The 12,957-nt window shown below is 35.6% G+C and carries 15 protein-coding genes; 12 read left to right on the top strand and 3 right to left on the bottom strand.

Annotated elements, in window-relative coordinates:
• Positions 1-80 precede the first annotated feature (80 nt).
• Entirely contained in the window at positions 81-1,499 is a 1,419-nt protein-coding gene (locus M4I44_RS22110) for an undecaprenyl-phosphate glucose phosphotransferase (RefSeq protein WP_249966132.1), read from the top strand.
• A gap of 6 nt (positions 1,500-1,505) precedes the next feature.
• Here M4I44_RS22110 and M4I44_RS22105 read toward each other — a convergent pair whose 3' ends face one another.
• A complete protein-coding gene (locus tag M4I44_RS22105) occupies positions 1,506-2,243 on the bottom strand; it encodes a tyrosine-protein phosphatase (RefSeq protein WP_249966131.1) in 738 nt (245 codons plus the stop codon).
• 115 nt (positions 2,244-2,358) lie between these two features.
• Between M4I44_RS22105 and M4I44_RS22100 the strand changes: the two genes are divergently transcribed.
• Complete coding sequence (locus M4I44_RS22100) at positions 2,359-3,543, top strand: DUF5009 domain-containing protein (protein ID WP_249966130.1); 1,185 nt, start codon at positions 2,359-2,361, stop codon at positions 3,541-3,543.
• Between the two features lie 127 nt (positions 3,544-3,670).
• Here M4I44_RS22100 and M4I44_RS22095 read toward each other — a convergent pair whose 3' ends face one another.
• Both M4I44_RS22095 and M4I44_RS22090 read right to left on the bottom strand, forming a co-directional pair.
• Positions 3,671-4,060, bottom strand: coding sequence for a hypothetical protein (locus tag M4I44_RS22095; protein WP_249966129.1), 390 nt, complete (start codon positions 4,058-4,060; stop codon positions 3,671-3,673).
• An 11-nt stretch (positions 4,061-4,071) separates the two neighbouring features.
• On the bottom strand, positions 4,072-4,653 hold the full coding sequence (locus tag M4I44_RS22090) for a hypothetical protein (RefSeq protein WP_249966128.1): 582 nt from the start codon (positions 4,651-4,653) through the stop codon (positions 4,072-4,074).
• Positions 4,654-4,872: 219 nt separating this feature from the next.
• Between M4I44_RS22090 and M4I44_RS22085 the strand changes: the two genes are divergently transcribed.
• The 10 genes from M4I44_RS22085 (at position 4,873) to ftsY (ending at position 12,690) form a co-directional block, all read left to right on the top strand.
• Complete coding sequence (locus tag M4I44_RS22085; protein WP_249966127.1) at positions 4,873-6,036, top strand: glycosyltransferase family 2 protein; 1,164 nt, start codon at positions 4,873-4,875, stop codon at positions 6,034-6,036.
• Between the two features lie 84 nt (positions 6,037-6,120).
• The gene (locus M4I44_RS22080; protein WP_070907463.1) at positions 6,121-7,434 is read left to right on the top strand and encodes a dihydrolipoamide acetyltransferase family protein; all 1,314 of its coding nucleotides are present in this window, start codon (positions 6,121-6,123) and stop codon (positions 7,432-7,434) included.
• 217 nt (positions 7,435-7,651) lie between these two features.
• Complete coding sequence (locus M4I44_RS22075; protein ID WP_017495175.1) at positions 7,652-8,422, top strand: 3'-5' exonuclease; 771 nt, start codon at positions 7,652-7,654, stop codon at positions 8,420-8,422.
• A 91-nt stretch (positions 8,423-8,513) separates the two neighbouring features.
• On the top strand, positions 8,514-9,125 hold the full coding sequence (locus M4I44_RS22070; protein WP_017495176.1) for a fumarylacetoacetate hydrolase family protein: 612 nt from the start codon (positions 8,514-8,516) through the stop codon (positions 9,123-9,125).
• Positions 9,125-9,469: an Hpt domain-containing protein gene (locus M4I44_RS22065; protein ID WP_017495177.1), complete on the top strand. Its 345-nt coding sequence runs from the start codon at positions 9,125-9,127 to the stop codon at positions 9,467-9,469. The genes M4I44_RS22070 and M4I44_RS22065 overlap by 1 nt, the downstream gene beginning before the upstream one ends.
• A 124-nt stretch (positions 9,470-9,593) precedes the next feature.
• Positions 9,594-10,847, top strand: coding sequence for a CinA family nicotinamide mononucleotide deamidase-related protein (locus M4I44_RS22060; RefSeq protein ID WP_249966126.1), 1,254 nt, complete (start codon positions 9,594-9,596; stop codon positions 10,845-10,847).
• 71 nt (positions 10,848-10,918) lie between these two features.
• Positions 10,919-11,155, top strand: coding sequence for a 50S ribosomal protein L28 (gene rpmB, locus M4I44_RS22055; RefSeq protein WP_008468080.1), 237 nt, complete (start codon positions 10,919-10,921; stop codon positions 11,153-11,155).
• 27 nt (positions 11,156-11,182) lie between these two features.
• A complete protein-coding gene (gene rpmG / locus M4I44_RS22050) occupies positions 11,183-11,365 on the top strand; it encodes a 50S ribosomal protein L33 (protein WP_017495179.1) in 183 nt (60 codons plus the stop codon).
• A 50-nt stretch (positions 11,366-11,415) separates the two neighbouring features.
• A complete protein-coding gene (locus tag M4I44_RS22045; RefSeq protein WP_008468081.1) occupies positions 11,416-11,568 on the top strand; it encodes a DUF4295 domain-containing protein in 153 nt (50 codons plus the stop codon).
• A 168-nt stretch (positions 11,569-11,736) separates the two neighbouring features.
• Positions 11,737-12,690, top strand: a complete 954-nt coding sequence (gene ftsY / locus M4I44_RS22040; RefSeq protein WP_017495180.1) for a signal recognition particle-docking protein FtsY — start codon at positions 11,737-11,739, stop codon at positions 12,688-12,690.
• Positions 12,691-12,957: the final 267 nt, after the last annotated feature.

The following is a 12,957-nucleotide window of genomic DNA, read 5'->3' as shown; positions in this document are numbered from 1 at the left end:
AAAGACTATTTTGCACTATTAATTTTTAACTGATTTTTAATCAGGTTTTATTTCGCTTAAAGTAAGAATAAGTCCAAAGTATGGAAGTTTTACAGAAACTGTCGCATTATCGTTTTTCTCGCTATTTCAAGCTTTTATTTGTCTGCGTTGATGTTGTGTTGCTAAATCTGGCAACAGTACTTTCTGCACTGACAAGATTTGGCAGTTTAGATAAGCTTTTATTAAAAGAAGAGCGTACAGTTTCATTATTGGCAATTTTAATTTGGGTAGCCTTATTGTTTCAAAATGATTCCAATCGAAGCGTAAGAGTAGAACCCATAGAATCGATATTGGTGAGAACCGTTAAGAAGTTAGTGATTCACGCTGCTTTGATTTCTATTTTTGTGGTGTATCTTAAATACAACGATATTTCAAGGCTCAGACTGCTTTCTTTTTATTTGATTTTTTTTGGATTATTGATGATTTCCCGTTACTTGTCTATGAAACTTTTAAAGTACATCAGAAGTCAGGGGTATAATTTTAAAACATTCATTATCGTCGGAGCAAACGAGTCCGGAGAAAGAATCCGTAAAATATTAGCAAAAGACCTGACTTACGGGTACAAATTTTTAGGTTTTTTTGATGAGAACAAAAGACCGTCAATTATTGAACCCAATACTGTGTTAGGTGATTTTAGTGCCGTTCATAAGTTTGTTGTCGAGAGAAAGGTAGACGAAATGTACGTGGCACTGCATATTGATCAAATTGAGGTTATTAATAAATTGACACAGATCTGTGAGCAAAACATGGTGCGTATTAAGTTTATTCCCGATTTTCAGCAGTATACAAAGTCCAGTAAGGTAGAAGTAACGTTTTATGAAAATACACCGGTTTTGATGTTTCGGACAGAACCTTTGGAGTTTGCCGTGAACCGACTGATCAAAAAAGTATTTGATGTTGTTTTTTCACTTTCTGTAATCTTATTGGTGTTTCCGTGGCTGTTTCCTGTTATTATGCTGATCATTAAAATTGAATCGCCAGGACCTGTATTTTTCAAACAGGAGAGATCGGGGCGCGACAACCGGTCGTTTATGTGTTATAAATTCAGGAGTATGCGTGTGAATCGTCTGGCCCATAAAAAACAAGCTGAGAAAGGAGATAGCCGTGTTACGAAATTTGGTTCTTTTATTCGTAAAACCAGTATTGATGAGCTGCCACAGTTTTTCAATGTTTTTCTGGGAGATATGTCGGTCGTAGGGCCGAGACCTCATATGGTGAACCTTGCCAAAGAATACAGTGATTTGATTAATAATTACTTAGTGCGTCAGTACGCCAAACCCGGAATTACCGGCTGGGCACAGGTCAATGGCTATCGCGGTGAAACCAAAGAATTGGTTGATATGGAAAACAGAGTGGAATATGATATTTGGTATATCGAGAACTGGAGCCTGATGCTGGATGTTAAAATCATTATAAAAACAATCATCAACATCGTAAAGGGAGAAGAAAACGCCTATTAGTATGCTCTAGAATTTAAAAAACTGATTGTTAGCAATGACTTCTTTTAAGTTAGCAATACTGTTGGTTTTTATTTTCTGATCAAAAGCTTTGATATGATTCATGTGATGTACATCGGTTCCGGTAAAATCATACATTCCCTTTTTAAGAAGTTCTTCAGCAGTTTTACAAATGTATTTTCCATAATAGCCCACTACAGCCAACAAATTTAATTGAAACAAACACCCCGCTTTTTTTAGTTTCTGATATTCATTAAAATCTTTTCGATAGTATACATAACGTTCCGGATGTGCCAGAACCGGAATGTATCCTGCCACCTGTAGTTCAAAAAGAGTTTTATACAAGTGGATGGGAGCGTTTTGATAGGAGATCTCTACCAGTACATAATTATCTTTTAAAGGGAGAAGCTTTTCATTTTTAAAATGATTTTCAAACCAATCATCGATAAAATATTCTGCAGCAGCCTGAAAAGGAATTTGAATGTGGTTTTCTTCCAATAAAAGCTTAGTTTCTTGCTGTTTTGCAGTAATAATCTGAGCCGAATTATTCCAGACATAATGATTGATATGCGGAGTGGTGGTAAATTGTGAAACTCCCATTTCCTGAAACGCACGAACAAGCTTTATGGTATCGGTTATGGTTTTCGCGCCATCGTCAATTCCGGGTAACAGATGTGAGTGAATGTCAACGTAAGGATCAGACAGCAGATCTTTTAAAAGAGGTTTTGATTTAAAAAAGGATAACATGTTGCAAAAGTATGCAAATATGAAGAATTTGTGATGGATTAATTTTAATGCAACTAATACAATTGGTCATTTCATAAAAATATTATATTTGAGATTCTTAAAAATCTGACATTTTATGAAAGTAAAAGAAAATTTATACAATCAAAGAATCATTTCGATAGACGCTTTACGAGGAATCACAATTTTTGTTATGATTTTTGTAAATGAATTGGCCAGCGTTGTAAATGTTCCTCAATGGATGAAACACATGCCGGCGGATGCTGATGCCATGACTTTTGTAGATTTAGTTTTCCCAGCTTTCTTGTTTATTGTTGGAATGTCAGTGCCATTTGCATTTAATGCCCGATTGATTAAAGGAGACAGCGTAAGAACGATTTGGACACATACCTTAAAAAGAGCTTTGGCTCTCATCATTATGGGAGTCTTTATGGTCAATGCATCCGACGGTTATGATGCTGCACAAATGATGATTGCACCTGCACTCTGGGGATTTCTGGCCTACGCAATGCCAATCCCAATTTGGAATAAGTATGGTAAAGATTTTCCGGTTGGGTTAAAAAGCATATTTCAATATGGAGGAATAGCAGTGCTGATAACGCTTTACTTTTTATATGTTCAAACTGATGGTACTATTGGAATGACGCCTCAATGGTGGGGAATTCTGGGGCTAATTGGCTGGGCGTATCTTATTTCAGTAATTTATTATTGGCTGGTTTCAGGCAAATTATGGGCAATGATTGTCTTTTTAGTAGTATGTGTTTCTCTAAACTCCGCTAATTTGACCCAAAGTTTACATTTACCGGAGTGGCTGCGTTTTATCGCAGGACATTTAACACACGCCACCTTGGTAACGGCAGGAATAGTAATCTCATTATTGTTTTTTGATCGAAAAATCGAAAAGAAAATCAATTGGACTGTAATTGGGTTCATTGCATTGTTTTTCTCATTCGGATTTTTTCTGCGTCAATATTATGGAATTTCAAAAATACACGGAACTCCTGCCTGGACATTGCTGTCAGCCGGAATTTGTACGGTTTTGTTCTATTTTCTGTACTGGCTTATGGAGCTTAAAAAACAAACCCAATGGAGTAATTTCTTTATGCCCGCTGCTGCAAATCCGCTATTGATTTACATTTTACCGGGTGCTATTTATTATTTCTGTAAAGCTTTGAATATTCATATTATTCCGGGTTATTTTCGTGAAGGAGTTCCGGGGATCATCTGGTCGCTGGTGTTTTCGACGATCATGCTTTATGTGATGAAAATATGTAACAAGTACAAGATTCAGTTGCATTTGTAGAGGGAAAGGATTTTCAAGTTTCAGGTTTCAAGTTTCAAGTTTCAAGTTTCAAGTTTCAAGTTTTAGTTTTTGGGTGCAGTAGGAACCTGAAACTTGAAACCTGAAACCCTTCAACAAAAACAAACGCTCAGCGTACCCTTTTAAACGAAATCGGTCCCGTTCTCTTTTTGTTGTCGATAAAAGTACCTTCCAGTGTATTTCCATCTTCAGACAAGATCAGAGTATGTGTTCCCTGATTTGCCCAGCCCTCAATAGGTAAGGTGACCTCTACTGTATAAACAATGGTGTTTCCGGTTCTTTTTCCTATGCCGCTTTCCACAAATTTTTGCCCTTTCCATTCCAGGTAATGTGAGAAAATTACTTTTCCGTTTTGTTCCGATACAATTGCAACGGCATTTTGTACACCCGGATTAATGTCTTCCCAAACGCCGTTAATATCGATTTTTTTCGATTGGCTATAGCTGTTATTTGAAAAGAATAGAACAGTAAAAAGTAAAAGACAAAGCTTTGTTTTCATATTTCTTAAGATTAAAGTGTAACTGTTTTGATTTCTAAAAAGGCTCCCGAAACCGGATAGTAATTCACAAAGTTGAATTTGCATAAATTATGAATGTTCAGAAGTTTTCCGTTTGGAAGACCGTCCTGTCTGAAATCCGTCCATTTAATTTTGATTGTTTTGAATTTATTAGGAGAAGCAGGTAAATCAACTCTTGGATGAGATCCGCCATGTATGCAGCCGGTTCCTTCTTCGTTTCCTTCGCGTGCCTGTAGTTTGATGAGGTGAGAAGATTTATACGTAATGCTCACAAATTTAGAAGCGTCTGATAAATTGGTCGGAGCACCGTCATTAGAATCATAAGGCGTAATCAAAACATTAAGTTCGATTTCACCCGATGGATTGTGTTTTGCTGTGACTTTTACAATCCCTTTTTCTTGCCGAACCCGGTTTATGGTTTCCTGACTCTCAACAGCAGGGCCAGCAATATACCACGTAGAGGTTTGAACTAAATTTATTTTCGGACTTTTAAAAAGGGTAAAGGCAGATAATAGAAAAACGATACTTGTTAGTACGAGTAAAGAAGGAACTTTTATTGGAGTTTTGATTTCCATGCAGAAGTTTTTTTATCAAAAATATGCTTTTTTGAATTGCGTTGCTGTTTTTCTTTCGGATTCAGTCAGAATGTTTCAAGTTGCTTTTTTACTCTGGTTTTAGTTTTTCGAGTTAGAAATCTGGTGACTTATTTTGATGTTTGTAAAATCGACTAATCATTATCATCAGGATTGGCTGAAAATTTCTAACTTTCCAAAAAATCTATTTCGTTATTTTTCATGCAATTATCGGTTATTATTCTCAATTATAATGTGCGTTACTTTCTGGAACAATGCGTTTTAAGTGTTCAGGAGGCTATTTCGTCACTTGATGCAGAAATTATTGTAGTCGATAATAATTCGTCAGACGAGAGTTGTTTGATGATAAAAAGCAAGTTCCCAACTGTAAAACTGATTCAGAATGATGCCAACTATGGTTTTCCAAAAGGGAACAATATTGGAGTAGCGGAGGCTAGAGGAAAGTACGTTTGCATTCTGAATCCCGATACTGTTGTTGCTGAAAATACGTTTAAGAAAATTTTAAATTTCGCTGACAGACAAGTCAATTTAGGAATTGTAGGTTGTAAACTAATCGATGGTACCGGAGCATTTTTGCCCGAAAGCAAACGTGGAATTCCAACTCCCTGGGTAGCTTTTACCAAAATTTTCGGGCTGTATAAGGTCTTTCCAAATTGGAAATTGTGTAATCAGTATTACGCCCAGCATTTAGGAGCAAATGAAAGCGGGGAAGTTGATATTTTAGTGGGAGCCTTCATGTTAATGACGCGTGATTTGTACGTTGAATTAGAAGGTTTTGACGAAAAATGTTTCATGTATGCCGATGATATTGACTTGTCGTATCGTGCACTGCAAAAAAAGAAATCCAATTACTATTTTCACGAAACGACTGTTTTGCATTATAAAGGAGAAAGTACGGTAAAAGACGAAAAATACATGAAACGTTTCCAGGAGGCGATGAATTTTTTCTATCAGAAGCATTTCAGAAAATCATGGTTTTTTGAATTTTTCATTCAAATTGGTATTTGGTTCTTTTCGTTTGTAAAAATGTTTCAGGGAAAAACAAAATCAAAACCCTTACCTGAAAGCGTCATTTTTTACTCTTCAAATCGAATTTTGTCTGAAAAATTACCTGAAATTCTAAAAAATAAAGTTCGCTTTTTAGATTTCAAAAAAGAAAAAATGGTAAATTCGTGCCAGCTTTTTGAGGGTAAAAGAGTTGAGATTATTTTGGATAATCAGTATGTTTCATTCAAAAAATGTATCAAAATCATAGAAACTCTTAAAGATAAGAACATTACTTTTAAGATTTTCCCCAAAAATGCAAATTTTATTATTGGGAGTAATTCACAGAATGACAGGGGGCAAATCGTAAAAATCGAGTAAAAAATTATATTAAGTGTAATTTATATTCAAAATATTCAGTAATTTCGCAATCTGAAAATCAAAATCACCTTTTAGATTAACAATATGGCAAGATTTGAATTGAAACTTCCTAAAATGGGAGAAAGTGTCGCTGAAGCAACTATTACAAACTGGTTGAAAGAAGTTGGAGACAAAATTGAAGCTGATGAAGCAGTACTGGAAATTGCAACGGATAAGGTTGACAGTGAAGTACCAAGCGAGGTATCAGGAGTTTTGATTGAGCAATTGTTCGGTAAAGACGATTTGGTTCAGGTAGGACAAACTATTGCAATTATTGAAACGGAAGGTGATGCACCGGCTGTGAAGGCAGTAGAGACTGCTGCTCCGGCAGAAGTTACTGAAATCGAAAAAACTATCGAAGTTGCGAAAGATGCTGTAGCTGCACCGCAGGATTTTTCAGGATCGGATAAATTCTTTTCTCCATTAGTAAAAAATATTGCTAAAGAAGAAGGTATTTCTGTTGCTGAATTAGAAAGTATTGCAGGTTCAGGTAAAGACGGTCGCGTAACAAAAGAAGATATTCTAAAATATATTGAAACCCGTAAATCAGGTGTTCAGGCTCCGCAAGCAGTTGTAGAAGCTCCAAAAGCAGTTCAGCCTGCAGCTCCGGTTCAAAAAAGCCAGCAAGCTGTTCCTGTATCTGTAAACGGAGGCGATGAAATCGTTGAAATGGACAGAATGCGTAAGCTGATTTCAGGTTACATGGTAGCTTCAGTACAAACTTCGGCACACGTACAATCGTTTATTGAAGTTGATGTGACTAACATTGTAAAATGGAGAGATAAAGTAAAAAGTGCTTTCGAGAAGAGAGAAGGTGAGAAGCTTACGTTTACTCCAATTATGATGGAAGCAGTGGCTAAAGCTTTAAAAGATTTTCCTGGAATGAATATTTCTGTTGATGGTGAGTACATCATCAAAAAGAAAAATATAAATTTAGGTATGGCGGCAGCTTTACCAAACGGAAACTTAATTGTTCCGGTAATTAAAAATGCAGATCAGCTGAATTTGGTTGGAATGGCAAAAGCGGTGAACGATTTAGGAAACCGTGCAAAAGCCGGAAAACTAAAACCGGACGATACACAAGGCGGAACTTACACGGTGACTAATGTTGGAACTTTCGGAAGTGTTTTCGGAACTCCAATTATCAATCAGCCGCAAGTTGGAATCCTGGCTTTGGGTGCTATTCGTAAAGTGCCTGCGGTTATCGAAACTCCGGAAGGAGATTTTATCGGAATCCGTCAAAAAATGTTCTTATCACATTCTTACGATCATAGAGTAGTAGATGGTGCTCTGGGAGGAAGTTTTGTGAAAAGAGTAGCTGAATATTTAGAAGCTTTTGATGTGAACAGAGATTTTTAAATTCTGTTTTAAAAATAATTTGAACCCCGGAATTTGGATAAATTCCCGGGTTTTTTGTTTTGTAAGAAAAGGTTAAGAAAACAAACAGAAGCCGACTTTGAGAATCCATTTAAAAGTTAAAATCGCTGGATTACGGCCCTTTTTGTTTAAAAAAGTCAAGAATAGAAGAGGAATTTCGGCTTTAAAAATTACATTTGTAATCTTATAAAAATTAAAAATGGAACTCAAACTCAACAAACCAATTTGCTTTTTTGATCTTGAAACAACCGGAATTGATATCGGTAAAGATCGAATTGTAGAAATTTCGATATTCAAAGTTTTTCCAAACGGAAATAAAGAAAGTAAAACCTGGTTAGTGAATCCTACGATTCCAATTCCGCCACAAACAACTGCTGTTCATGGTATCACAGATGAAAAAGTAGCAAACGAGCCTACTTTCGCAGAATTGGCGCCACAGGTTTACAATATGATTAAAGACAGTGATTTGGGCGGTTTTAATTCAGATCGGTTTGATATTCCGTTATTAGCAGAAGAATTGCTGCGTGCCGGGGTTGATTTTGATATGAAAAACAAAGTTTCAGTAGATGTGCAGACGATTTTTCATAAAATGGAAGAGCGTACTTTAAGTGCCGCATTGAAATTCTATTGTGGAAAGAGTCTGGAGAATGCGCATTCTGCAGAAGCTGATACAATGGCGACCTACGAAATCCTAAAAGCACAATTAGACCGTTATCCGGAATTAGAAAACGATATGAAATCGTTGTCTGAATTTACCACCCGTAAAAAAATCGCCGATTTTGCCGGAATGATTGCTTTTGATAAAGACAACGAAGAAATTTTTACTTTCGGAAAACACAAAGGTGCTAAAGTGGAGAAGGTCTTAGAAAGTGAGCCTGGCTATTTCAGCTGGATTCAAAATGCCGATTTTCCTTTGTATACCAAAAAAGTACTTACGGCTATTAAATTAAGAAAGTTAAATACGAAGTAAGGCTCTGAGTCCCTAAGGCTCTAAGGTGCTAAGTTTTTTTGCATAGTTTCTTAGAGTCTGAGTTGCTTAGAATCTTAGAATCTATAGAAAAATGAAAATCATCTGTATCGGTAGAAATTATACCAATCACATTGAAGAGCTAAAAAACGAGCGTCCCACAGAACCGGTGGTCTTTATGAAACCGGATTCGGCAGTTTTATTGAAACAGCATCCGTTTGTAATCCCCGAATTTTCTGAAGAAATTCATCACGAATTAGAAGTAATTGTTAAAATTAGTAAGGTTGGAAAATACATCGAACCTAAATTTGCACACAAGTACTATGACGAAATTAGTGTTGGAATTGACTTTACAGCCAGGGATTTACAGGAAAAATTAAAAGCAAAAGGATTGCCATGGGAAAAAGCAAAAGCTTTTGATGGTTCTGCAGTAATTGGAGAGTTTTTGCCAAAGAGTGATTTTGTTTCGATGGAAAATCTTACATTTGAGCTGACGAAAAATTCTGAAACCGTTCAAAAAGGAAATACGAGTTTCATGCTTTGGAAAATTGATGAGCTTGTTTCGTATGTATCGCAGTTTTTTACATTAAAAATTGGAGATATTATTTTTACAGGAACACCGGAAGGCGTTGCTGCGGTTAAGCCGAATGACGTTTTAGAAGGCTTTTTAGAAGATAAAAAATTATTCAGAATACAAGTAAAGTAATGGCTTTAAAATACAACCTTTCGAAAGTATATGCACTTTCAGACAATGATCCGGAATTTGTAAATGAAATTCTTAAATTGTTTGTTACTGAAGTTCCTGAAGATTTAAAACAAATCAAAGAAGGGATTAAAAAGAAGGATCATAAGTATGCCTATTCTTATGCACATAAAATAAAACCTACATTGGACTTAATGGGGTTGAATGTTGCTTTTGAGGAAATTCTTCAGGTAGAAGCCTGGACCAAAGCCGAAGGCAAGAAAAAAGAAATTATCGAAACTTTTAAGAGTATTAAGTTACAGGTAAAAGAAGCCATCAAAGAGATTAAAAAAGACTTTGATGTGTAAATCTTTTATGTGATTCTTTTTTTTTTGCAAAAGCAAGCCGTATCTGGCATTCGTATAAAATCACGGCAATAATATTCTTTATTTTAATAATTGGACTTACGATAAGTAAAAATAATTCACAGCTATGAAAGCAAGCATTATTACTATTGGAGATGAAATTTTAATAGGTCAGATTGTAGATACTAACTCGGGTTTTATTGCAAAATCACTGGATCGCATTGGTGTCGAAGTTCATGAAATGATTTCGATAAGTGACGATAAAAAACATATTTTAGACACATTTGCCCAACTGCAGAACAAAGTTGATCTGGTTATTGTAACCGGTGGTTTGGGGCCTACAAAAGACGACGTTACAAGAAAAACATTTTGCGAGTATTTTGAGGATGAGCTGGTGGTGGATGCTAAAGTTTTGGCTCACGTGACGGAGCTAATTGAAGGTTTTTACAAACGCCCAATTTCGCAGTTGAATAAAGATCAGGCTCTGGTTCCTTCCAAATGTACCGTTTTGCACAACAAAGTAGGTACAGCTCCGGGCATGTGGATGAAGAAAGAAAATACTGTTTTTGTTTCACTTCCGGGAGTTCCGTATGAAATGAAGTATTTAGTCGAAGAAGAAATAATTCCTAAAATAATTCGCGAGTACAAACGTCCGTATATCATTCATAAGACAATTTTGACTTATGGTCAGGGCGAGAGTTTAGTTGCGGAACGTATCGAAGACTGGGAGAATAATCTGCCGGAATTTATCAAGTTGGCCTATCTGCCTAATCCAGGGCGAGTGCGTTTGCGTTTGTCGGCGAGAGGAATCAATAAAGAAGAGCTTGAAGCTGCAATTGAAGAAAATGTAAAATCTTTAGATGCTATAATTCATGATATCATAGTGGGTTATGAGGAAAACGAAACTATTGAAACAGTAGTGGGAAAAATTTTAACCAAACAAAATAAAACGATCTCAACTGCCGAAAGTTTTACCGGAGGAAGAATTGCTTCCATTTTGTCGGCAATTCCGGGAGCTTCTGCTTATTTTAAAGGCAGTGTGGTTTCCTATGCAACAGAGGCGAAGGTCAATGTTCTTGGGGTTTCGCAGGATTTGGTTGATAAGTTTTCGGTGGTAAGTGCTGAGGTTGCGTCGGCTATGGCTTTGAATGTGAAGGAGATGCTGAAAACAGATTATGCAATTGCGACAACCGGGAACGCCGGACCGACAAAAGGAGACTCTGAAGCTGAAATTGGAGCTGTTTTTATCGCTTTAGCAACTCCGGAGGGTATAATCGTAGAAGAATTCAACTTTGGTCAACCCCGTGAAAAAGTGATAGATAGAGCAGTGAATAAGAGTTTAGAAATTTTGAAGAAAGAAATTTTAAAAATTGTGCAATAATTTTTTGCTACAATGGTTTATTTTTCTTTTCTTTGCACCCTGATTTTGAATAACGATAAAAGTAAAGTATAATGTCAAGAGTTTGTGACCTTACAGGTAAAAGAGCGATGGTAGGAAATAACGTTTCTCACGCTATGAACAAAACTAAGAGAAAGTTTTCTGTAAACTTAGTTAAAAAGCGTTTTTATCTTCCAGAAGAAGATAGATGGATTACTCTTAGAGTAGCAGCATCTACGATAAAAACAATTAATAAAAATGGAATCACTGCTGTTTTGAAAAAAGCACAGTCAGAAGGATTTATCAAATAATCTTTTCCTAAATAAATATATAGCAAGATGGCAAAGAAAGGTAATAGAATCCAGGTGATTTTAGAATGTACTGAACACAAGACTTCTGGTGTTGCAGGTACTTCAAGATACATAACAACTAAGAACAAGAAAAATACTCCGGACAGATTAGAGATTAAAAAATTTAATCCAATCTTGAAACGTGTAACTGTTCATAAAGAAATTAAGTAATTAATTAGAGATTTTTATTTAAATTAAAAATTTCAAATAACATTTGAATCATGGCAAAGAAAACCGTAGCATCGTTACAAACATCTTCTAAGAGATTATCAAAAGCCATCAAAATGGTAAAATCTCCTAAAACTGGTGCATATACATTCGTAGAATCTATTATGGCTCCTGAAGAAGTTGATGAGTTCTTGAAAAAGAAATAATAACAATCACAGTATATAGAAAAGCTACTTTCATTCGGAAGTAGCTTTTTTATTTTTTATATTTGTCTAAAATTTAAAGAAACATGACTAATTTTAAGTTTCTTTAAAGATTAAAGATTATTTGGGTTTTATTATCCCATAATCTAAAAAACTAACAACCTATAAAAAATGAGTTTTTTTAAAAAATTATTCTCTACTGATAAGAAAGAGACTTTAGACAAAGGTCTTGAAAAATCAAAAACTAGTTTTTTCTCCAAGTTAAGCAAAGCTGTCGCGGGAAAATCTAAAGTCGACGATGATGTTCTGGATGATCTGGAAGAGATTTTAGTAGCTTCTGATGTTGGAGTAAACACAACGCTGAAAGTAATCTCCAGAATCGAGAAACGTGTTGCTGCAGATAAATATTTAGGAACAGACGAACTGAATCAGATTCTTCGTGAAGAAATAGGTGCTTTATTGTCTGAAACCAATACAGGCGAAGCAACGGAATTTGAGATTCCAAAAAATAAAAAACCATACGTTTTAATGGTTGTAGGAGTTAATGGAGTAGGTAAGACTACTACAATTGGTAAATTAGCGTATCAGTTTAAAAAATCCGGTTATAAAGTCGTTTTAGGAGCTGCCGATACTTTTCGTGCTGCTGCTATTGATCAATTACAGGTTTGGGCAGACCGTGTAGATGTTCCAATTGTGAGACAAAATATGGGTAGTGATCCTGCTTCTGTTGCTTTTGACACGCTGCAATCTGCCGTAGCACAAAATGCCGATGTGGTGATTATAGATACAGCCGGACGTTTGCACAATAAAATCAATTTGATGAATGAGCTTACAAAAGTAAAACGTGTCATGCAAAAGGTTGTAGAAGATGCTCCGCATGATGTACTTTTAGTTTTAGACGGTTCTACAGGGCAAAATGCTTTCGAGCAGGCCAAACAATTTACGGCTGCCACCGAAGTGACTTCTCTTGCTGTAACTAAACTGGACGGAACGGCCAAAGGCGGTGTGGTAATTGGTATTTCAGATCAGTTTCAGATTCCTGTAAAATACATTGGTGTTGGAGAAGGAATTGAGGATCTTCAGGTCTTTAATAAGTATGAATTTGTAGATAGTTTTTTTAAATAATTTATAATGGGTTTCGAATCTTTAAAAAATATATCAGCGATAGCTTTTTATTTTGCCAGTGTGATATGTTTTGTTTTAGCAAATGTATTGAAAGATAGTAATCTTTCCGTTTATTATGCTTTGCTGGTAATCGGAATAGTTTTATTCTTTTTAGGAGTTTTTAAAAGAATGCGAACTAATCGTTAATAGTATCACACAGATATTATTTCAAAAAAATAGTAAGCTTTAAATAGTAATGTTTTCGAAAGCATTTCTATTTAAAGCTTT

Source organism: Flavobacterium sp. B183, from assembly GCF_023539155.1.
Taxonomy (GTDB): Bacteria; Bacteroidota; Bacteroidia; order Flavobacteriales; family Flavobacteriaceae; genus Flavobacterium; species Flavobacterium tructae.
Note: the sequence above shows the minus strand (reverse complement) of the source record. Positions and strands in the feature narration are given on the sequence as shown.

What these genes read in the sequence shown, in the direction of transcription:
- rpmB (WP_008468080.1), top strand. Translation starts at nt 10,919, where the DNA reads ATGTCAAGAGTTTGTGACCTTACAGGTAAAAGAGCGATGGTAGGAAAT.
- M4I44_RS22045 (WP_008468081.1), top strand. Translation starts at nt 11,416, where the DNA reads ATGGCAAAGAAAACCGTAGCATCGTTACAAACATCTTCTAAGAGATTA.
- M4I44_RS22090 (WP_249966128.1), bottom strand. Translation starts at nt 4,653, where the DNA reads ATGGAAATCAAAACTCCAATAAAAGTTCCTTCTTTACTCGTACTAACA.
- M4I44_RS22075 (WP_017495175.1), top strand. Translation starts at nt 7,652, where the DNA reads ATGGAACTCAAACTCAACAAACCAATTTGCTTTTTTGATCTTGAAACA.
- M4I44_RS22065 (WP_017495177.1), top strand. Translation starts at nt 9,125, where the DNA reads ATGGCTTTAAAATACAACCTTTCGAAAGTATATGCACTTTCAGACAAT.
- ftsY (WP_017495180.1), top strand. Translation starts at nt 11,737, where the DNA reads ATGAGTTTTTTTAAAAAATTATTCTCTACTGATAAGAAAGAGACTTTA.
- rpmG (WP_017495179.1), top strand. Translation starts at nt 11,183, where the DNA reads ATGGCAAAGAAAGGTAATAGAATCCAGGTGATTTTAGAATGTACTGAA.
- M4I44_RS22060 (WP_249966126.1), top strand. Translation starts at nt 9,594, where the DNA reads ATGAAAGCAAGCATTATTACTATTGGAGATGAAATTTTAATAGGTCAG.
- M4I44_RS22070 (WP_017495176.1), top strand. Translation starts at nt 8,514, where the DNA reads ATGAAAATCATCTGTATCGGTAGAAATTATACCAATCACATTGAAGAG.
- M4I44_RS22110 (WP_249966132.1), top strand. Translation starts at nt 81, where the DNA reads ATGGAAGTTTTACAGAAACTGTCGCATTATCGTTTTTCTCGCTATTTC.
- M4I44_RS22100 (WP_249966130.1), top strand. Translation starts at nt 2,359, where the DNA reads ATGAAAGTAAAAGAAAATTTATACAATCAAAGAATCATTTCGATAGAC.
- M4I44_RS22085 (WP_249966127.1), top strand. Translation starts at nt 4,873, where the DNA reads ATGCAATTATCGGTTATTATTCTCAATTATAATGTGCGTTACTTTCTG.
- M4I44_RS22105 (WP_249966131.1), bottom strand. Translation starts at nt 2,243, where the DNA reads ATGTTATCCTTTTTTAAATCAAAACCTCTTTTAAAAGATCTGCTGTCT.
- M4I44_RS22080 (WP_070907463.1), top strand. Translation starts at nt 6,121, where the DNA reads ATGGCAAGATTTGAATTGAAACTTCCTAAAATGGGAGAAAGTGTCGCT.
- M4I44_RS22095 (WP_249966129.1), bottom strand. Translation starts at nt 4,060, where the DNA reads ATGAAAACAAAGCTTTGTCTTTTACTTTTTACTGTTCTATTCTTTTCA.